Consider the following 18,367-nt stretch of genomic DNA (forward strand, 5'->3'; position numbering starts at 1 on the left):
GCGTCGGCCTGGTCGGACCAGGTGACCGCAACGATGACGAATCGCAGCCCTTCCTCCACCCGGGCCCGCTGGAGCACCGTCAGCTCCCGGGCACGGTCGTGAGCGTCGTCCACCACGACGACCCGCGGCTCCAACTCGCGCAGGTCGTCGAGCAGCCGGCCCTCATCGGCGGGCTCAACAAACAGCACGCCATCGCCGACCTCCGCGCACACGCGTGTCTTGCCCATCCCCGGCGGTCCCACCAACACCAGGTCCCGCTCCCGCTCTACCAGATCACGTAGCGACCGCAGGACGTCCTGGCGCGCTACCAGCTCCGCCCCGGGCGAGGTTGCTGCAGCAGCGAGATCGGCCGGGCCACGAGGGCGGCCAGCTGACCGCCGATGCCCAGCAGCCGCCGGCGCCACACCGGCTCTTTCAACAGCCGCCCGACGAACCAGTCCCGCGTGTAGAACTGGATGTCCCCGACACCGTGATCAGCGGCGAGCTGCTCGATCGACCGGCGCTGCCTGGCCGACAGCGGGCGACTGGCCGCGACGACAAGCAGGCCGACCGACAACCCCTCCTCCCGCATGCGGGCAAGCGCCCGGGCCACATCCGCGCGCGCATCACCCGTCGTGGCCAGCAGCCTGCCGCGCCGCAGCAACCCAGCGGCCGCACTGTCGAGGGGGAAATAGATGTCCGCATCACGGCCGAAATCATGGCCGCCGTCCACGGCGGACAGGCCCGGGTACACCGCTGAAGCAGCGCCACGGCACACCGCTCGAAATCGCCCGGATCCAACCCCGGCTCGATCAGGGCACGCTCAACGCGAGCAATCAAGTCCACACCACTCACGATGTCCGGCAAACCCCAATGATCGGCTGCGGACACGCCGACACTGCGGCAAGCACAACCTGCCAGTAACGATCTTCGGTGTGCGCCGCCGCCAGCGCATCATGGTGCCGTTCAGTCCGTCTGGTCCGCCCAGTATCGAATCCGTCCGTCGGCTCCCGAGCACACGACGAGCACACACCGTCCACTATAGACATGAAAAGGGCTCTGATCCGGCGAGAATCGCCAGGTCAGAGCCTTGATCACGGGTGCGCCGCGTAGGACTCGAACCTACAACCCGCGGATTAAGAGTCCGCTGCTATTGATGTCGGCCAATTCGTATAGTGCCGGCCAGTCCGTTCGGCAGGCATTTCGTCCGGACTCATAGCGCAATTCTACGCCGGCTATTCCGAATAGTGCCGTCCTGTTCGCGGCGTCCGAGCACACACGGAGCACACCAGGCGGCCGTTCGATGTGACGCGGCTTGCCGGGTGCGGCCGCCGCTTTCAGGTAGCTGACGGCGATCGCTGAGGCCAGCTGCTGGACCGCTGACCCCGGCGACGGCCCGCCGAGCCACTCGTCGTGTTGCGCGCTGATCTCGTCGAAGTAGACGGCTCCGAAGCGGGCCAATGAGTGGACTTGTGGGAGGTCTCCACGGGTGACGCCCGCGTTTGATGGTCACAGCCGGGGAAACCCGGTGTCGACCGAGAGGTTCATCGTCTGCGATTTAGTCTGGTTGGCGAGGACGTAGGTCGCCCGGCCTGGCGGCTTGGTGTCGAGGCACAGCGCGCCGCTGATCACGTCGCCGAGGCCGACCGGCAAGCTGACCCGACCGCGAGCGTCTTCCCTGCGGGGCCAGGTCAGGTGCAGCACTGGCAGCCGGGAGCGCAGCCGCAGTCATCGGCCGCCGGCTGGAGGCCGATGGCCGGTGCGGAGCAGCAGGTTTCCCCGCGCCATGCTTGGCGGCCTTCCCGGGCGGCTACGGCGGCGATGGCGAGGGCCGCGATCGGGTCGGCCCAGGACCACCCGAACAGGGCGTTGACGGCGAGCCCGGCTAGCAGGACCGCGGACAGGTAGGTGCACAGCAGCGTCTGTTTGGAGTCGGCGACCGCGGTGCGGGAGCCCAGTTCTCGACCGGCGCGGCGCTGCAGGTACGACAGGACCGGCATGACCAGCAGCGAGCATCCGGCCAGCGCCAGGCCGACGGTGGAGGGGCGCGCCTCGCCATGCCCGGCCAGGGCACGCGCGGCTTGCACCGCGACGTAGCCGGCCAGGGCGAAGAACGATACGGCGATGATGCGCAGGGTGGTCTGCTCGCGGCGCTGCGGGTCACGACTGGTGAACTGCCAGGCCACTGCCGCGGCGGAGGAGACCTCGATGAGCGAGTCCAGCCCGAAACCGAGCAACGCGGTCGACGACGCGACAGCACCGGCGGTGATCGCGGCGGCGGCCTCGACCAGGTTGTAGCCGATCGTGGCGGCGACCAGCCACCGCACCCGGCGCTGGAGCGCGGCCCGCCGTGCGAGGGCGGGCGCGATCGGCACCGATTCGGTGGCCATCAGCGGCACTCGCCGCTGACGTCGGCGGGGCACGTGGACGCCTCGACAGCGAGGACCACTCCCAGCAGGTCGCCGAGCGCGTGGCCGAGCCGAGGGTCGGCCAGTTCGTATCGGGTGCGCCGGCCCTGCGGGACGGCGACGACCAGGCCGCAGCCGCGCAGGCAGGCCAGATGGTTGGACAAGCTCTGCCGGGACACGCCGAGCAGATCGGCCAGGTCCGCCGGGTAGCCCGGCGCGTCCCGCAGCGCCAGCAGCACCCGCGCCCGGGTGGCGTCGGACAAGGCGTGCCCGAAGCGGGCCAGCACCTGACCGTACGTCAACGTCCCCACCTGGCCGACAGTACACCGAATGATGTATTCAGCGGTAGGTGTACTCACGTGCTTCGGCCGAGACGCGCAAGGACAGTGCGCTGGCCGGACACCCGCTCGGCGGGCGCCGACACGCCGGGAGATCGGGCGACTCGCCGAGCCGCGTCTTGACGCCGCTAATGAAAATGCCCGGCACCTGGCGGCGCGGGGCAGGGCCGTGCCGGCGCTGGACGCGGACATCAACCGGCACCTGGCCGCGGCACTGGGGGAGGATGCCGACGAGGCGGCGCTGCAGCCTACCCTGGGTGAGCACCTGGACCAGATCAAAGAGTACCTGCGCGGCGACAACCCGCGGACCTCCTCGGCGGCGGCGATGGTCAAGACCACCCCACCCGGGCGAGGCTCGCGGTTGCTGCGGGTGACCGAGGACAACCCGATCTGGCGCCGCTGTGTGCGCACCGTGGACGAGGTGCGGCTGGCCGCCACCGGCGGGTTCGCCGAGTCCGATCTCGGGGTGTCCTGCTACCACTCGAAGGTCGGCGCGGTCGAGCTTATCCTCAACCACCTCGTCGAGCCGACGACGAGTACGTCATGGTCGACATGACCGCCGGTGCGGACGCGTTCGCCTCCGGCCTGTTCACCCGCTTCGACCGCACGTTCATCGTCTGCGAGCCCACGGTTCGGGCGGTCGGTGTGTACCGGCAGTACCTGGAGTACGCCGCCGACTACAAGGTGGCGGTGTCGGTGGTGGGCAACAAGGTCGCCGACACCGTCGACGAGACGTTTCTGCGCGGGCAGGTCGGCGCAGATCTGCTGGCCTGTGTCGGGGTGTCCGGGCACGTGCGGGCCGCCGAGCAGGGCCATCCCGGCCCGATCTCCGGGTTGGAGCCGGCGAACGGTGCCGTGCTGGACGCGATGTGCTCCATTGTGGACACCACACCGCGGGACTGGGCCCGGTTCACCCGCCAGGCCGTGCAGTTCCACCTGCGCAACGCGGTTGCGTGGACCGAGGAGGACGGCGATGCGTGACGCGCTGTGGGCCAAGCTGGTGAAGATCCGCCGATCGCGACTGCCCTGGGTGAGCGTGCTGGCATTCACGGTCGCGGCCGGGGTCGGTGGGCTGTTCATGTTCATCCTGTCCGACCCCTGCCGGGCCCGCCGGCTGGGACTGCTCGGCACCAAGGCCCAACTGCTGAACGGGACCGCCGACTGGCCGACCTACCCCGCGCACTACGGTCGTCGCCGCGAAGTTCGTGGTCACCGGGGCGTGGTGCCTGCCGCTGGCCCTCCAGACGTACCTGCTCGGCCTGGCCATCGGCACGGCCCTGCGGCTGCCCGGCTGGTCGGCGGCGACCGCCGGGCGCGGGCTGGGCGTGCTGCTCGCCTGCGCGGCGATGGTCGTGCTGCTGGTCGCCCCGTTCGCGCTGGCCGCCAGCGTGGGCCGGGGGTATCTCGCCGCGGTCGGGGTCATGCTCGGCACCGTATTCGTCACCCAGGTCATCGCGGCGCTCGGCTACGGCCAGTACTTCCCGTGGTCTGCCCGCGATCTTGAGCGGCGTCGCCGGCCCGGATCAGCCGGCCCCGAGCCCGGTCGGCTACCTCCTGGTCATCGCGGTCGGTGCGGCCGGCGCCGCCGCCATGGCCGCCTGGTGGCGCGGCGCCGACCAGACCACCTGACCGCCGCCGACAGGCGAGAGAGGAAGTCCGCATGCCGCTGCTCGTGACACTGGCCATGCTGGGGTGGGCGCCGCTGACCGTCGCGGCGGGACCGGCTCGTGTCGGGCGCCGGCTGGGCGCGCGGTTGGTCGTCGCCCGGGTTTGGTCGGGGTTGCCGCTGACGGACGCCACCAGCGGTAGTTGGGGCGACCTTGCCGCCGGCGTGGCGGTTCACGAGCAGGTGCGGCGTCGGATGTCATTGCGGCCGTGTCTGGTCGCTCTGGTCGCGAGCGGCCGTTGCGGCGGTGCCATCCGTGTGGCCTGACATGCGTCGGAAGAACCGTTCGGCGGTGTCGTCCATCGGGTACATCAACTCGACACGGAGTTCGTCGAGGGTGGTTTCGGCCGGATGGTCAAACTGGGCGACCATGGCGATCGTGCGGATGACCTGGTCGCCGATGCGGAACCACGGGCAGACCAGCAGGTGCGGGGCGGCCGGCTCCGGACGCGACACGCTGGCCAGGGCGGCCTCGGCCACGGTGACGAGCTGCGCGAGTTCCGGGTCGAACGGGCGACGGCGTTGGTGGTTGCGGAGCCGATCCAGACCGGCCCAGGCGACCTCGGGCCAGTTGACGATGGCCTGGGCGTTGGCGGGGTTGGTCAGCGCGTCCCGGACGAAGTTGATGCCGACGACGGTCGGGCCGAACAGCGCCTGGCACGGGCGGTTGGCGGCGACGACGGTCCAGTGCCGGTCGAGGACCATTCCCGGGTACGGCTCGTGCGCGGCCAGCATCCGGTCCACCGCGGCGCGGTACGGGGCGAGATCGGAGCTGTCCAGCCCGGCCGTCGGATAGTCGGCCGGCAACCCGGCGGCGTGCAACAGGTCGTTGGTGTCGCGCAGCCCGATGCCGAGGATGTCGGCCAGCCGCAGCACCATCTGCCGGCTGGGCCGTGACCGCCCGGTTTCCAGGAACGAGATGTGCCGCCCGGTCGAGCCGACCTGCCCGGCGAGGCTGAGCTGGCTCAGCCCGCGGTGCTGGCGCCACTGCCGCAGCCGGGCGCCGAACGGGCTGGCCTGAGTGGTCATGGAGGCCGAGTATCGCAGCCGGGCCACCATACGACGATTCCCTCGGCGGGAATCGCGTCGCCGCGACTGGCCGGCCACCCTCGCGGTATGCCAGAACTGTCCACCGACTTGATCATCACCGCGCCCGCCGAACAGATATGGGAGGTCATCGGCCGCCGGTTCGACCGGATCGGCGACTGGGCCACCGCGATCATCCACTCCACCGCCATCCCCGACGCCCCGGCCGCCGCGGATTCGGCACTGCCGATCGCGGCGGCCGCAACCGACGCCCCCGTCGCCGGCCGGGTCTGCCAGACCGGCATCCGGCTCGTCCCGCAGGTCACCGAAACCCTCATCGCCTACGACGACGCCAACCGCACGCTCACCTATCAGGCCAGCGGCATGCCGCCGTTCGTGACCCTGGCCCGCAACACCTGGACCGTCACCGCGATCGACGCACACCGCAGCCGGGTCAGTCTGCGCGCCCGGTTCGACACCCGCGGCCTGCTCGGGCTACTCGGCCGCTGGGCCATCCTCACCCAGACCCGCCGCAGCAGCCGCCACCTCACCGAGGACCTACGGCACTACCTCCAAACCGGCCAGCCGTCACCCCGCAAGCAACGCCAGCAGCGCCGCGCCGCCGCCAGAATCACGACGAGGTAGCCGGGGCCGACCGACAGACGCACCTCGTCGCGGACCCCTGGCGGCGGCCACGACCACCTCCCCGTCGATCATGCCCCCGCACGGTGCCGCGGATGGCCCACCACGCGCCGTGGCGGCGTTTCCTCGCCGAGTTCTGCGGCACCGCCCTGCTGGTCACCGCCGTGGTCGGCTCCGGGGTCATGGCCGCCCGGTTGTCGCCGCACGACATCGGTCTGCAGTTGCTGGAAACTCTGTCGCGACCGCGTTCGCGCTCGGCGCGCTGATCCTGATCTTCGGGCCGGTGTCCGGGGTGCACCTCAACCCGGTCGTCTCGGCCGCGGACTGGTTCCTCGACCGGCGTACCCGCACCGGGCTCACCGGCCGGGACCTCGCCGGATGTGCGGCCGCGCAGACCGTCGGGGCCGTCGCCAGGGCGGTCCTGGCCAACCTCATGTTCGCCCTGCCCGCCGTCGACTTCTCCAGCAAAGACCGGGCCGCCGGCCACCTGTGGCTCGGCGAGGGTCGTCGCCACCGCCGGGCTGGTCTTGCTCATCTTCGCCCTGGCCCGCTCCGGCCGCGCGCCGGTGGCGCCGGCCGCGGGCGGCGCCTACATCGGCGCGGCGTACTGGTTCACCAGCTCCACCAGCTTCGCCAACCCCGCCGTGACCATCGGCCGGGCGTTCACCGACACCTTCGCCGGCATCGCCCCTACCTCCGTACCCGGCTCCGTCGTCGCGCAGATCGTCGGCGGGGTCCTCGCGGTGGGGCTGTTGGTTGTGCTCTACCCGGGGGTGGCGCGGGTTGCCGACGAGGTCCTTGGCGCACGAGACCACGATCGACGCCGCCGAGCATCCGGGCCCGACCGGCGACACCGCCCGGCCGGCGCGCCGCGCCGGCACGCCACCGTGAAGCTCGCCCACCCGTTCCGGCGCCCCCGGCGCGTGCGTCCACACTGGACGTGTGCGCCGCTCGGGCCGAGCGGGCGCACCACCGACCATCGTGATCAGGAGAGTCTGCCGTGTCCGACAAGCCCAGCGTGCTGTTCGTCTGCGTGCACAACGTCGGCCGCTCCCAGATGGCCGCCGGCTGGCTGCGCCACCTTGCCGGTGACCGGGTCGAGATCCGCTCCGCCGGCTCCGAACCCGCCGAGACCATCAACCCGGTCGCCATCCAAGCCATGCGCGAGGTGGGCATCGACATCACCGACCAGACACCCAGGAAGCTGGAGTACGCCACCGCGCAGGACTCCGACGTCATCATCCTGGTAGCGCCCGCTCAAGGTCACCGTCCGGTAGTCGTCACCGCGTAGCACCCGCGTCAAACCCGTTGACGCGTTGAAGCTGCTCCTGACCAACCCTGACCGCCGCAGAAATTCGCCCAACGCGCCAGGGTCGTGTGCTCACCGGGGTCTTGCGCACGAGTCCACGGAGTACCGCGCGGGGTCGACCGGCCCGGGGCGCGCAGCGTGTCGGCGTGGCCGTCATCACGTCGGCACCCGGCACCCGGCAGCTGCTGACCGACGGCGGCGACCCACCACGTCGCGATCATGAGAGCTCGCGAAGGCGATCACACGATCCTCGATCGCCGTCGCGAGTGGGATCGCCCACGCCGGCGTGAACGCCGCCGCACTGACCGCCCGGTGGTTGCGCGGCACGCGCTCCTCATCAGGTGCCTTGCTTTCGTGCATAGCGCTATGTTTGCATAGTGCACGTTTAGCGCTAGGGTCAGCGATGCGAGGCCAGTCCACGTGTTCACGGTCTGCGGATGCGTTTGACGGGCTGGATCTCCGCGCTGGCTGGCGGCCGCCTGGCCGTCGACGGCGGTGCTGCGGTTGTCGTCGGGGAGGCAAGGATGAGCGCACCGGTCATCGTCTGTGACGGGTTGACCAAGCGCTTCCCGGCCGTCACCGCGGTGTCGGAGCTGAGCTTGACTGTTGCCGGTGGCGAGATCGTCGGGTTCCTGGGCCCGAACGGGGCGGGCAAGACCACCACGATGCGGATGCTGATCGGCGCGCTGCGTCCCACGGCAGGGCGGTGCTCGGTGCTGGGCGGGTCACTGGCCCGGGATGTGGCGTTGCGCCGTCGGGTCGGTTACCTGCCGGGCGATCTGCGGGTCGACCCGGCGATGACCGGTGCCCAGCTGTTCGCCTGGTTCGGGCGGCTGCGCGGCGGCGTCGACGCGGCCCGGGTCGAGGGGCTGGTGCAGCGGCTGGGGTTGGACCCGTCCCGGCCGTTCGGCGCGCTGTCCAAGGGGAACCGGCAGAAGGTCGGCATCGTGCAGGCGCTGCAGCACGACCCCGAGGTCCTGATCCTCGACGAGCCGAGCACCGGGCTGGACCCGCTGGTGCAGCGGGAGTTCCTGGCCCTGGTCCGCCAGGCCGCCGAGCGGGGTGCGGCGGTGCTGTTCTCCTCGCACGTGCTGCCCGAGGTCGAACGCATCGCCGACCGGGTGGCCATTGTCCGGGCCGGGAAGCTGGTCACCGAGTCCACCGTCGGCGACCTGCTTGACCGCACCCGCCGCCACCTCGAACTGCGCTTCGCTGACCCGGCACCCGCGCACCTGTTCGACCGGGTGCCTGGCGTCGTGGCCGCTGACGTGGACGGGCGTATCGCCACCCTGGCCGTCGACGGCCCGGTCGGGCCGGCCCTGCGTGCCGCGACCGAGGCCGGCACGCTGCTGCGGGTCAACCCGGCCGGCGACGACCTGGAAGACCTGTTCGTGTCCCTCTACCAACGGTCCGACCAGTCGATGGAGGTGCACTGACCGTGTACAGCGTCGTGTCCCAGGCGCTGCGCCGCCGCCGCACCAGCCTGCTGTGGTGGAGCATCGGGCTGGCCGGTCTCGCCGCGCTGCTCGCTGCCGCCTACCCGACGGTGCGCGGCAACAGCGAACTCGACCGCACCTTCGCCAACCTGCCCCCCGGCGTCGAGAACCTGCTCGGACTGGGCAACGGCAACCTGCTCACCTCACCGGCCGGCTACCTCAACAGCCAGTTCTTCGCCAACATCCTGCCCGTGATGCTCCTGATCTTCGCTGTCGGCATGGCCGCCTGGACGATCGCCGGCGACGAGGCCGCCGGCACGCTGGAGCTGCTGGTCGCCAACCCGATCAGCCGGGTCCGCGTCGCGCTGGCCCGCCTCGCCGCCCTGCTGACCCTGCTCGCCGTTCTGACCGCGGTCAGCGCCGCCACGCTGATCGCGCTGGCCCCCGTCACCGGCCTCGACAAGGGCTTGACCGCCGGGCGGCTGGCCGCAGCCACCGTCGCCGCGGCGCTGCTCGCCCTGGCCTTCGCCGCCGTGGCGTTCGCGGTCGGCGCGGCCACCGGCAGGCGGCCTGCCGCCCTGGCTACCGCGTCCGCGCTGGCCGTCGCCGGCTACGCCGTCGAAGGGCTCGCCCACCAGGTTCCCGCACTGCGGCCGCTGCGCGCCGGCAACCCCTGGCACTGGCTGCTGGCCGCCGACCCGCTACGCCACGGGCTGACCTGGCAGGCGTGGGCACCACCCATCGCCCTGACCGTGCTGCTCGTCGCGGCCAGCCTGCCCAGACTCGCCCACCGGGACCTGCACGGATGACCCCGACCGCCACGCCGAAGACCAGTGCCCACACCGCACCCGGCAGCAACGACGACGGGCAACCGGGTCCGGTCACGGCACCCTCGACACCACACACCGGCGCAGACGTCGTCGAGGCGCTGCTGGCCGCCAGCCGTGCCCTGGTCGGCCTGGCCGCCCGGTCACTGGCCGACCTCGACGCCGACGTCACCCTGCCCCAGTACCGGGCCCTGGTCGTCGTGGCCACCCGCGGACCGCAACGCGTCGTCGACATCGCCACCGAACTGGGCGTCAACCCGTCCACCGGGACCCGCATGTGCGACCGCCTCGTCCGCAAGGGACTCGCCCGCCGCAGCCGATCCTCCACCGACCGGCGCGCCGTACAGTTGAGGCTCACGCCAGCCGGCCGCGCCCTCGTCGAACAGGTCACCCAACGGCGCCGCGACGAACTCACCCGCATCGTCGCCGCCATGCCCGCCACCTGGCACGAACCCCTCACCACGGCGCTGCGCACCTTCGCCACCGCGGCTGGCGAGCCACCCGAGACCGAATGGTGGCTCGGCTGGACCGACACCGACCAGGACGGATAATCGCCCGAATCCACCCAGTCGCGGCGTATACCCGGCCCGGTCCGCCCGGCTCAAGCTCCCGGTCAGGGAATCCCCACGGCGGCGGCGAGACCACCGGCCATGTCGGTCCGGACATGGGGTGGGCAACACCCCGGGTTTGCATCCGCGACCCGATGGTGGCCGCCGGTCGGGGTGGCGACAGTCGAAGGTGTGTTCGGTTTTCCGCCGGTGGAGCTGCGGGTGCGTGTGCGCCGGGGGCACGGCGTGGACAGCTGGATAGCGTTCGAACGGGTTGTGGGGCTGTGGCTGCGCAGTGACCCGCTGACCGGACACGGCCGGGTGTGGCAGTGGGTGGTGGACGTCGATCCGGGGCTGCCCGCCCTGACTGACGTGCTGGCCAGCTGCCACGACTTCCTGGTCGACGACGACTGTGGTCGCGCGGTGGGCGTGGTCGAGGACGTGATCACGGCCCCGGATGCGGCGGGTCCGGCACTGCTGCTGGTGGTGCAGGGCTGGGGCCGGCACCGGATGACGGTGCCGGTGGATGACGTGGTCGAGGTGGTACCCGGTGGGCGGCGGCTGGTGATCACCTGCCGTAGCGGACATCGCCCGCCGCAGGTCGAGCATGCGCGTGCGGGATGGGGGACGCCCGGGGATGCGGTGCGGTTCGTCAGGTCGCTGGCAGCGCGGCGTCTGTGTCGCCCGGACCCTCGTACGGGAAAATCGCACGGACCACGATGCGGACCAGGTCGACCCAGAAGTTGCCCAGCTGGCCGGTCTGGCCGCGGGCAAACCCGCGCACCAGGGCAACCGCGACCGCGATGCCGATTGCGGCCGAGGCGAAGTTCTGCACCGCTAGCCCGGCCATCTGCACCAGATGGCCCATCGTCGACTCGCCGGAGTACCACTGCCAGTTGGTGTTGGTGGTGAAGCTGACCGCGGTGTTCCACGCCCCGGCCGGGTCCACCGCCGGCAGCCAAGCGACATTCACAGATGGTTCTGCAAGCGCAGAAACGCGTACAGGAACAGGATCGACACCGCCGAGAACGCCAGCACGCTACGCGCGTACACCACCCAGGACTGCTGCCCGTCCGGGTTGACCCCGATCACGCGGTACATGACCCGCTCGGCACGCAGATGCCGAGCGGAGCTGCCCACCCGGTACATCCGGTACATGTAGTCGCCCAGCGGGCGGTACGCCACGGCCAGGGCGACCACCAGCGAGGCTACGAACAGCGCGCCGGCGGCGGGACTCAGCGGAAACGCTCCGGGAACAGCAGGGCCACCACGAGAAAGCGGTCAACCCGACCGCCAGCACCAGACCCGACCAGGTTCCCCACCGTCACAGCCGCTCCACCGCCCGCACCGCCACGGCCAGGCTGGCGAACAACGCCACCGTCAACGGCGCACACACCAGGTCCGACACTCATCTCTCCTTGTCCTCGACCGGCTCGGCGTCCGGCCCTGGGTCGCCCGGCCGCCCGGCCCATGTCTGCGACGCGGGCTCCCCGGGCCCGAGCTGCTCGTTGAGCAACGCCACGAACGGGTGCCACCGCCGCCGACTGCGCATGCCTTCGCGGACCTGGGCGGTGACCATGCCCACCGACACCGCCGACAACAGGCCCATGACGAACCAGACGTCGAGCCGGCCGTGCCAAGTCAGCTGACCGAGCCGGTTGATCAGGAACCCGTTGCCCACCGCCCAGGCCATCGCGCTCACGCCGATGGCCGCCTTGCCGTCGCCGGCCGCCGCGGTGAACACCAAGACCGTGGCCGTGAGCAGGCCGAGCCGTGGACCAGGGGTATCGACGAGCAGTGCGGCCAATACCGCCGCGCCGACCACCACCACGGCACCGCCCGCCACCGCCAGACCCGTCGGGCGGCGCTCGTCATCTGCCGGTGGCTGCCACGCCCGCCAACCGCCCGTCGCCACGCCCGCCTCCTCGCGCCCTGGCCGCGGACCATCCACGGCTGGGATCGAGTGAAAGCCGGCCGGAGCCGGGTGGGCAGAATCCTTAACGCGTTCTCTACGGTCAGGAGCCGAATCTTCACGCGTTTTCTACGCGCGCCGGTCGCGGGCGGCCCGGAGTCGGCTTGGACAGCCCTTGGGCTTTCATGAGTCTCGGCGCTAAGAACGCGTCAAGATCTTCCCGGGTGGCGTTAAGACGGCGTCAAGATCCGCGGGTGTGGGCGAACCTGGCGTTGCATGGATGGGTGCTGAAATGGACCAAGCGGCTGCTGGTCGGGCGGCCACTGCGCAACGAGCGGCTGGGCGAGACGCTGTTGCCGAAGAAGCTGGCGTTGCCGGTGTTCTGTTCCGACCCCCTGTCGTCGAACGCCTATGCCACCGAGGAGATCCTGCGGGCATTGAGCCTGGGCGGCCTGGCGCTGCTGTTCCTCACTCCGTGGATCGCTCTTGTCGTGATCGTGCTGCTGGTCGTGGTCGTGGCCTCATACCGGCAGACCTGCTACGCCTACCCTGGCGGCGGTGGGGCGTACGCGGTCAGCCGTGCCAACCTCGGACGCAACGCCGCGCTGGTCGCCGCCAGCGCGTTGCTGGTGGACTACGTGCTCACCGTAGCGGTGTCGGTGGCCGCCGGGGTGGACGCGATCACCTCGGCGTTCCTGACGCTGCGGCCGGTCGCGGTGGTGATCTCGCTGGGGTTCGTGGCGCTGCTGGCGCTGGTCAACCTGCGCGGGGTCAAGGAGTCCGGCACAGTCTTCGCGATTCCCACGTACGGGTTTGTGGCGGTGGTGTTCGCGATGATCGGCTGGGGCGCGTTCCGGGCGGTGACCGGGGATGCGCCGCGGGCGGAGTCGGCGTCGTTCGGCATCAACCCCGTGCACTCCGTGGCGGGTGCGGCGGTGCTGCTGCTGGCACTGCGCGCGTTCTCCCAGGGCTGCACCGCGCTGACCGGGGTGGAGGCGGTCAGCAACGGCGTACCCAACTTCAAGCCGCCCAAGAGCCGCAACGCGGCGAACACCCTGTCCATCATGGGCGCCATGACGATCGGGATGTTCGCCGGCATCACCGCCCTCGCCCTGATCTCCCGCGTGCGGGTCGCCGACGACCCGGCCCAGCTGGTCGGGGCGCCGGCCGGATACGAGCAGCGCACCGCGATCGCGCAGGTCGCCGGGGCGGTGTTCGGCTACCAGTCGGTGTTCTTCCTGCTGGTGCAGGGGTTCACCGCGGCGATCCTGATCCTCGCCGCCAACACCGCGTTCAACGGGTTCCCGGTTCTGGCCTCCATCCTCGGCCGGGACGGATACCTGCCCCGGCAGTTCGGCCGCCGCGGCGACCGGCTGGTGTTCAGCAACGGCATCGTCATCCTGGCCGCCCTCGCCGGGCTGCTGATCTGGGCCTTCGACGCCTCGACCAGCCGCCTGATCCAGCTGTACATCATCGGGGTGTTCGTCTCGTTCACGCTCAGCCAGACCGGCATGGTCCGGCACTGGAGCCAGGCACTGGCCACCGAACGCGACCCGGTGGTGCGCCGCCGGCTGCACCGGGCCCGAACCATCAACGGCGTCGGGGCCGTGTTCACCGGCGTCGTGCTGGTCGTGGTGCTGGTCACCAAGTTCGTTCACGGCGCCTACCTGGTGGTCATCGCGATGCCGGCGATCTTCCTGCTGATGAAGGCGATCGAGCGGCACTACCGGCGTGTGACCGACGAGCTGGCCCCCGAGCCGGGCGGCATGGTGTTGCCCGCTCGCATCCACGCCGTGGTGCTGGTCTCCCGGCTGCACAAGCCCACCCTGCGGGCCCTGGCCTACGCGCGGGCGACCCGGCCCGACACGCTCACCGCCCTGACCGTGGCCAGCAACCCCGAGGACGTCCGTGCGCTGCAGGCCGAGTGGGCCGAACGCGGCATCCCGGTCCCGCTGACCGAACTGGATGCCCCGTATCGCGACATCACCAGCCCAGTGCTGGAATACGTCGCCTCGCTGCGCCGCGACAGTCCCCGAGGCCTCGTGGTGATCTACATCCCCGAGTACGTGGTTGGGCACTGGTGGGAACACATCCTGCACAACCAGAGCGCGCTGCGGCTCAAGACCCGGCTGCTGTTTCAACGCGGCGTCATGGTCACCAGCGTGCCTTGGCAGATGGCCTCCAGCCGCGCCGACGAACGCCAGCCCGAACTGCCCGAGCCGCAACCCGTCGGCCGGGACAGCGCCGTATGACAGGACCGTGAACACCGGTTTCCGTCGAGGCGTGTCGGCGTGGCGAGCCTGGTGGGGCCTCGCGGCGGCCACCATCGGGCTGGCCGGGCTCACCACGCTGCTCGCCCCGACCCGCCCAACCCTGTCGCTGGCCAGCGTCGCGCTGCTGTACCTGGTCCCGGTGGTCGCCGCCGCCGCCATCGGCGGGGTATGGCCGGCCCTGGCCGCCGCCGTCGCCGCCGACCTGCTGGTCAACTTCTTCTTCATCCCGCCGTACCAGACCTTCGTCGTGGAAAGCCGCGACCACGTCATCGTGCTCGTCGTCTACGTCCTGGTCGCCGCCGCCATCAGCGTCGCCGTCGACGTGGCCGCCCGCCAGCGCGAACGCGCCGCCCGCCGCGCCGCCGAAGCCGCCCTCCTGGCCAGGGTGAGCGCCGAGCCGGTGGCCGAGCAGTCGCTGACCCGGCTGCTGGAGCAGGTCCGCGACACCTTCGCCATGACCGCGGTCGCGCTGCTGGAAAGCGGCCCCGCAGGAGAGCACACCGTCGCCGCCGTCGGCCAACCGCCATCCATCCGGCCGGTCCTATCCGTCCCGGCCGGCGACGGACTGCGCCTGGCCGCCTGGGGGCCGGAGATCTTCGCCGAGGACCGCCGCGCCCTCGGCCGGCTGGCTACCACCGCCGCCCGCACCCTGGAAGCCCAACGCCTGGCCGACCAGGCCGCACACGCCCGCGACCTCGCCGAGATCGACCGGGTCCGCTCCGCGCTGCTCGCCGCCGTCGGCCACGACCTGCGTACCCCGCTAGCGGGCATTAAGGCCGCCGCATCGAGCCTGCGCCAACCCGACCTCGCGCTGCCGCCGCAGGCACAGGCCGAACTGCTCGCCACCATCGAAGAGTCAGCCGACCGGCTCGACGCCCTCGTCGACAACCTGCTGTCCATGAGCCGCCTGCAGGCCGGTGTGCTTAGCGTCCATCTCCAACCAACGGCGCTCGACGCGGTCGTCGCCCAAGCCCTCCTGCACACCCCGCCCGGCGACACCGCCATCGAGGTGGAAATCCCCGACGACCTACCCCTGGTCCACGCCGACCCCGGCCTGCTCGAACGCGTCGTGGCCAACCTCGTCGCCAACGCCCAGGCCGCCAGCCCACCCGACCAGCCCATCCGGCTCCACGGCCAGACCGACGGCGACCAGGTGCGACTGCGCGTCATCGACCACGGCCCCGGCGTACCCGTCGGCGACCGCGACCGGATCTTCGCCCCGTTCCAACGCCTACACGACCGAACCACCACCGCCGGCCTCGGCCTCGGCCTGGCCATCGCCCGCGGCTTCACCGAAGCCATCGGCTGCACCATCACACCAACCGAAACGCCCGGCGGAGGGCTGACCATGACGCTGCGCATCCCGACCACACCCACCACGGCCGCAGCCCCGGCCGAAGAAGCGGCGAGACACTCAGATCCCGGACCGGCCAGACGAAACCCGCCGACCGGAGGAACCAGCCCGTGACCCGCGTCCTTGTCGTCGACGACGACCCCCAACTCCTCCGGGCACTCCGGATCACCCTGTCCGCCCGCGGCTACGACGTCACCACCGTCGCCGACGGCACCACCGCCCTGGCCGCCGCCAGCCGCACCCCACCCGACCTGGTCATCGTCGATCTCGGCCTGCCCGACATCGACGGCGTCGCCGTCGTCGAGGGACTCCGCGGCTGGTGCACCGCCCCGATCATCGTGCTGTCCGCCCGCCACGCCGAGCCCGCCAAAGTCGACGCCCTCGACGCCGGCGCCGACGACTACGTCACCAAGCCCTTCGGCATGGACGAACTCCTCGCCCGTGTGCGCGCCGCCCTGCGCCGCGCCGCCCCGGCCACCGGACACGCCATCGTCAGTACCGACGCGTTCACCGTCGACCTCGCCAACAAACGTGTCACCACCCCGACCGGCGAGGTCCGCCTCACCCCCACCGAGTGGCACTTGCTGGAAGTCCTCATCCACGAGCCGGGCAAGCTGGTCACCCAGAGGCAACTCCTGCAGCAGGTATGGGGACCGGCCTACGAAACCGAGACCACCTACCTGCGCGTCCACCTGGCCAACCTGCGCCGCAAACTCGAACCCGACCCCGCCCGCCCCCGCTACCTGATCACCGAACCCGGCATCGGCTACCGGTTCACGCCCGAACAACCAGTCTGAACATAGCCACCGCCCTCGCAGGACTCCGAACCCACGCACAGTCACGCTGTCTGCGTCGTCCGCCCAGCGACGGTCGACACCCGGCTGTTGGGTATCAATAAAAATGTGGCGCGCCGGGAAGGCTGGTCGGCATTCGATCGGCGTGCAAGTCAAGCGGGCCTACCGCGCAAAAAACGAGCCGCGCCGCGAGTCCACCGACACCCACGCCGAGCAAAGCCTGGCCGCACAGGCGTGGTGGGTCCTGCACGGCTGGACCGGTTTCCCCGGCCGAGAAGATGACGGCAGCCTCAATGCGACCACCATGACTGTATGGGTTCGGGCCGCCCGCCTGGAGCTGTCGGATGCCAACCGGGCTGACATCGGCGATGAAATGATCGGCCAGACATTCGCCCACAGCCCCCGCGGCGCCGACGGCGTCTGGCCGGCAGAGTCCGTGCGAGAGCTCATCGAGGCTATCGGCAGCCACGAACCGGTACCAGGTGTTGTAGAAGATCTTCATCTGGGTGTCTTCCGGGCCAGGTGGGTGAGGGAGTCGGTCACCGCGGCGGTCGCCTCGTCGAGGGACAGGCCGACTGCCCGGAGCGCGCCGAAGGTCGCTGGATGGACCAGCCCGGTCGTCGTCTTCGCGAGGACCGTGTCGTCGGTACCGGCGAGGGCTTCGGCATACAGCCGTTGCATCGACCGCCGGAAATCCGCCTCGGCCCGCGCCAGTACCGGGATCTCGGTGAGCTCGGCGCCGAGCAGGTCGAACCAGCGTGAGGTGCGCTCGTAGAACGCGAACATCGACGCGGTCAACGCTCGGATGCGGGCGGCCAGGGACTTTGTGCCGGCGAAGATGCCGGCGTCCGGTGCCTGGATGTCCGCCATCAGGCGGGCCACCACTGCCTCGAGGAGCAGGTCCGGGGTGGCGAAGTGGTTGGTGACCGTCGCCGGTGACACGTCCGCCACCCGGGCCACCTCGGTCATCGTCGTTCCCCGCGCCCCCCGTTGGGCGAACAACTCGACCGCCGCGTCGACGATGCGCTCGCGGGTCTGCGCGACCTGCCCGGCCCGCCGCTGCATCGAGTAGGCCCTCGGCATTGACAACCCAATCATTTGGATGAACCATTCATTCAACCAAACTGTAGCACCCGGAGGGCGCCATGGCCCATCACCCACAACCGTCCGGCACCGCCGTGGCCACCCGGCTCGGGCCACTGAACGTGCGCGTGACCGGCGCCGGCCCGACCGCCCTGCTGTGGCACAGCCTGTTCGTGGACTCCGCCACCTGGGGCCGGATCGAGCAGCCGCTGGCCGCCGAGCGCCGCCTGCTCCTCGTCGACGGGCCCTGCCACGGCACAAACCCGCCGATCACCCGGCCGTTCACCCTCGACGACTGCGCCGGCGCCGCGGTCGACGTCCTCGACCACTTCGGCGTCGACGAACCGGTCGACTGGCTGGGCAACGCCTGGGGCGGACACGTCGGCATCCTGTTCGCCGCCGCCCACCCCGACCGCTGCCGCAGCCTCGTCGCGATCGGCGCGCCGGTGCACGCGCTCAGCCCGTCCGACCGGCGGCGAACCATGCTGCTCGCGGCGCTCTACCGGGTCGCCGGCCCAGGCCCGGTGGTCAATCCGCTCGTCGACGCGCTGCTCGGGCCGCACGCTCGGGCCGACGACCCCGAGGCCGCCGCGATCGTCGCCGACGCGTTCCGCCGGGCCGACCGCCGCGGCATGTATGCGGCGGTCCGATGGCTCAGCCTCCGCCGGCCGGACCTGACACCGGTGCTGGACCGCCTCGGCACGCCAACAATGCTCACCACCGGCACCAGCGACCCGATGTGGACCACCACCAACGCCAACGCGGCCGCCGC

24 protein-coding genes are annotated in these 18,367 nt (G+C 71.1%); 13 read left to right on the forward strand and 11 right to left on the reverse strand.

Annotated features, from left to right (window positions below):
• The 5 genes from VGR06_RS31070 to VGR06_RS31090 form a co-directional block, all read right to left on the reverse strand.
• Window positions 1-227 (reverse strand): hypothetical protein (locus VGR06_RS31070; RefSeq protein WP_327562727.1); only part of this gene is annotated, 227 nt, incomplete at its 3' end.
• 77 nt (window positions 228-304) lie between these two features.
• Window positions 305-733 carry a hypothetical protein gene (locus tag VGR06_RS31075; RefSeq protein ID WP_327562728.1) on the reverse strand — a complete coding sequence of 143 codons (429 nt, stop codon included), beginning with the start codon at window positions 731-733 and terminating at the stop codon, window positions 305-307.
• A gap of 755 nt (window positions 734-1,488) precedes the next feature.
• Window positions 1,489-1,632, reverse strand: coding sequence for a hypothetical protein (locus tag VGR06_RS31080; RefSeq protein ID WP_327562729.1), 144 nt, complete (start codon window positions 1,630-1,632; stop codon window positions 1,489-1,491).
• Window positions 1,633-1,670: 38 nt separating this feature from the next.
• Window positions 1,671-2,369, reverse strand: coding sequence for a cation transporter (locus tag VGR06_RS31085; RefSeq protein ID WP_327562730.1), 699 nt, complete (start codon window positions 2,367-2,369; stop codon window positions 1,671-1,673).
• A complete protein-coding gene (locus VGR06_RS31090; RefSeq protein ID WP_327562731.1) occupies window positions 2,369-2,698 on the reverse strand; it encodes a metalloregulator ArsR/SmtB family transcription factor in 330 nt (109 codons plus the stop codon). Before VGR06_RS31090 ends, VGR06_RS31085 begins: the two co-directional genes overlap by 1 nt.
• A 196-nt stretch (window positions 2,699-2,894) precedes the next feature.
• Here VGR06_RS31090 and VGR06_RS44090 point away from each other — a divergent pair, with 196 nt between their 5' ends.
• From VGR06_RS44090 to VGR06_RS31100, 3 genes are all read left to right on the forward strand, one after another.
• Window positions 2,895-3,281: a hypothetical protein gene (locus VGR06_RS44090; protein WP_414637373.1), complete on the forward strand. Its 387-nt coding sequence runs from the start codon at window positions 2,895-2,897 to the stop codon at window positions 3,279-3,281.
• Window positions 3,269-3,706, forward strand: a complete 438-nt coding sequence (locus VGR06_RS44095) for a hypothetical protein (protein ID WP_414637374.1) — start codon at window positions 3,269-3,271, stop codon at window positions 3,704-3,706. Before VGR06_RS44090 ends, VGR06_RS44095 begins: the two co-directional genes overlap by 13 nt.
• A gap of 224 nt (window positions 3,707-3,930) precedes the next feature.
• Window positions 3,931-4,401 (forward strand): hypothetical protein, encoded by a 471-nt coding sequence (locus tag VGR06_RS31100; RefSeq protein ID WP_327562732.1) that lies wholly within the window; start codon window positions 3,931-3,933, stop codon window positions 4,399-4,401.
• A gap of 188 nt (window positions 4,402-4,589) precedes the next feature.
• On the opposite strand, the gene VGR06_RS31105 is transcribed toward VGR06_RS31100, so the two are convergent.
• Window positions 4,590-5,420 carry a helix-turn-helix transcriptional regulator gene (locus tag VGR06_RS31105; RefSeq protein WP_327562733.1) on the reverse strand — a complete coding sequence of 277 codons (831 nt, stop codon included), beginning with the start codon at window positions 5,418-5,420 and terminating at the stop codon, window positions 4,590-4,592.
• An 87-nt stretch (window positions 5,421-5,507) separates the two neighbouring features.
• Here VGR06_RS31105 and VGR06_RS31110 point away from each other — a divergent pair, with 87 nt between their 5' ends.
• The 6 genes from VGR06_RS31110 (at window position 5,508) to VGR06_RS31135 (ending at window position 10,182) form a co-directional block, all read left to right on the forward strand.
• Complete coding sequence (locus tag VGR06_RS31110; protein ID WP_327562734.1) at window positions 5,508-6,062, forward strand: SRPBCC family protein; 555 nt, start codon at window positions 5,508-5,510, stop codon at window positions 6,060-6,062.
• 92 nt (window positions 6,063-6,154) lie between these two features.
• Complete coding sequence (locus tag VGR06_RS31115) at window positions 6,155-6,325, forward strand: hypothetical protein (RefSeq protein WP_327562735.1); 171 nt, start codon at window positions 6,155-6,157, stop codon at window positions 6,323-6,325.
• Window positions 6,326-7,059: 734 nt separating this feature from the next.
• Window positions 7,060-7,350 (forward strand): hypothetical protein, encoded by a 291-nt coding sequence (locus VGR06_RS31120; protein ID WP_327562736.1) that lies wholly within the window; start codon window positions 7,060-7,062, stop codon window positions 7,348-7,350.
• 455 nt (window positions 7,351-7,805) lie between these two features.
• On the forward strand, window positions 7,806-8,804 hold the full coding sequence (locus VGR06_RS31125) for an ABC transporter ATP-binding protein (protein WP_327562737.1): 999 nt from the start codon (window positions 7,806-7,808) through the stop codon (window positions 8,802-8,804).
• A gap of 2 nt (window positions 8,805-8,806) precedes the next feature.
• Window positions 8,807-9,613 carry an ABC transporter permease subunit gene (locus VGR06_RS31130; protein WP_327562738.1) on the forward strand — a complete coding sequence of 269 codons (807 nt, stop codon included), beginning with the start codon at window positions 8,807-8,809 and terminating at the stop codon, window positions 9,611-9,613.
• Window positions 9,610-10,182 carry a MarR family winged helix-turn-helix transcriptional regulator gene (locus VGR06_RS31135; protein ID WP_327562739.1) on the forward strand — a complete coding sequence of 191 codons (573 nt, stop codon included), beginning with the start codon at window positions 9,610-9,612 and terminating at the stop codon, window positions 10,180-10,182. The genes VGR06_RS31130 and VGR06_RS31135 overlap by 4 nt, the downstream gene beginning before the upstream one ends.
• Before the next feature lie 649 nt (window positions 10,183-10,831).
• Here the strand turns inward: VGR06_RS31135 and VGR06_RS31140 are convergent.
• The 3 genes from VGR06_RS31140 to VGR06_RS31150 form a co-directional block, all read right to left on the reverse strand.
• Window positions 10,832-11,152 carry a potassium-transporting ATPase subunit KdpA gene (locus VGR06_RS31140; RefSeq protein ID WP_327562740.1) on the reverse strand — a complete coding sequence of 107 codons (321 nt, stop codon included), beginning with the start codon at window positions 11,150-11,152 and terminating at the stop codon, window positions 10,832-10,834.
• Entirely contained in the window at window positions 11,149-11,379 is a 231-nt protein-coding gene (locus VGR06_RS31145; RefSeq protein WP_327562741.1) for a potassium-transporting ATPase subunit KdpA, read from the reverse strand. The genes VGR06_RS31140 and VGR06_RS31145 overlap by 4 nt, the downstream gene beginning before the upstream one ends.
• Before the next feature lie 208 nt (window positions 11,380-11,587).
• Window positions 11,588-12,094, reverse strand: a complete 507-nt coding sequence (locus tag VGR06_RS31150; RefSeq protein ID WP_327562742.1) for a hypothetical protein — start codon at window positions 12,092-12,094, stop codon at window positions 11,588-11,590.
• Between the two features lie 251 nt (window positions 12,095-12,345).
• Between VGR06_RS31150 and VGR06_RS31155 the strand changes: the two genes are divergently transcribed.
• Genes VGR06_RS31155 through VGR06_RS31165 form a run of 3 tightly spaced genes read left to right on the forward strand, consistent with a single transcriptional unit; the run spans window position 12,346 to window position 16,515 of the window.
• On the forward strand, window positions 12,346-14,343 hold the full coding sequence (locus VGR06_RS31155; RefSeq protein ID WP_327562743.1) for an APC family permease: 1,998 nt from the start codon (window positions 12,346-12,348) through the stop codon (window positions 14,341-14,343).
• A 31-nt stretch (window positions 14,344-14,374) separates the two neighbouring features.
• Window positions 14,375-15,832, forward strand: a complete 1,458-nt coding sequence (locus tag VGR06_RS31160; protein WP_327562744.1) for a sensor histidine kinase — start codon at window positions 14,375-14,377, stop codon at window positions 15,830-15,832.
• Window positions 15,829-16,515, forward strand: coding sequence for a response regulator (locus VGR06_RS31165; RefSeq protein WP_327562745.1), 687 nt, complete (start codon window positions 15,829-15,831; stop codon window positions 16,513-16,515). The genes VGR06_RS31160 and VGR06_RS31165 overlap by 4 nt, the downstream gene beginning before the upstream one ends.
• Window positions 16,516-16,609: 94 nt before the next feature.
• Here VGR06_RS31165 and VGR06_RS31170 read toward each other — a convergent pair whose 3' ends face one another.
• Together VGR06_RS31170 and VGR06_RS31175 are read right to left on the reverse strand one after the other, a co-directional pair.
• Window positions 16,610-17,014, reverse strand: coding sequence for a hypothetical protein (locus tag VGR06_RS31170; RefSeq protein ID WP_327562746.1), 405 nt, complete (start codon window positions 17,012-17,014; stop codon window positions 16,610-16,612).
• Window positions 17,011-17,610 (reverse strand): TetR/AcrR family transcriptional regulator, encoded by a 600-nt coding sequence (locus VGR06_RS31175; RefSeq protein WP_327562747.1) that lies wholly within the window; start codon window positions 17,608-17,610, stop codon window positions 17,011-17,013. Before VGR06_RS31175 ends, VGR06_RS31170 begins: the two co-directional genes overlap by 4 nt.
• Window positions 17,611-17,657: 47 nt before the next feature.
• Between VGR06_RS31175 and VGR06_RS31180 the strand changes: the two genes are divergently transcribed.
• The coding region (locus tag VGR06_RS31180; protein ID WP_327562748.1) for an alpha/beta fold hydrolase at window positions 17,658-18,367 on the forward strand (710 nt) is incomplete at its 3' end.

The organism is Actinophytocola sp. (genome assembly GCF_036002505.1).
GTDB lineage: Bacteria > Actinomycetota > Actinomycetes > Mycobacteriales > Pseudonocardiaceae > DASYTH01.